Here is a 498-nt window from a genome sequence, read left to right on the forward strand (position 1 = left end):
ACGCCTAAATAATGTATGCAAAAATAGTTAGCAACAAGGTTGACAAAAACACCATTAACGATTGAAAGTGTGTAGTCACGCATACGATTGACTGGCAATAAATATTGTTTGCCAATTGTATTGTTCCAAGCTATGAGCAAAATGATCGGCGTTTGAATAATTAACAAAGTACCTGTTACAGCAAATTTTGGCGTTAAAAACCAAACAGTAAAATGTGGTGCCACTACAGCCAAACCAAACATCAATGGGACAGCAAGCGCTGTAATAAATTGAAAAGATTTATACAAGCTTTGATGAATAGCTTCAATTTTGTTGTTAGCAAAAAGATTCGTAATTCGTGGTAACAAAACCATGCTTAACGACGTTACCAGTATCATAGAAGCATTAATAAAGCTATCAGAATAATCCATAAAACCAGCCGCTTGAACAGATACCATATTTTTTAGCATTATTTTATTAATCATAATGTACAACTGTATCGACACTGTAGGAATAAAC

The 498-nt window shown here is 33.7% G+C and carries 1 protein-coding gene; it reads right to left on the reverse strand.

Annotated features, from left to right (window positions below; translation table 11 throughout):
- Positions 1-449, reverse strand: a 449-nt coding sequence (locus KH893_RS11770) for a lipopolysaccharide biosynthesis protein (RefSeq protein ID WP_281166274.1), incomplete at its 3' end; no start/stop codon positions are given.
- Positions 450-498 lie beyond the last annotated feature (49 nt).

The sequence above is a fragment of the Liquorilactobacillus sicerae genome (assembly GCF_029916425.1).
GTDB classification, from domain to species: domain Bacteria; phylum Bacillota; class Bacilli; order Lactobacillales; family Lactobacillaceae; genus Liquorilactobacillus; species Liquorilactobacillus sicerae.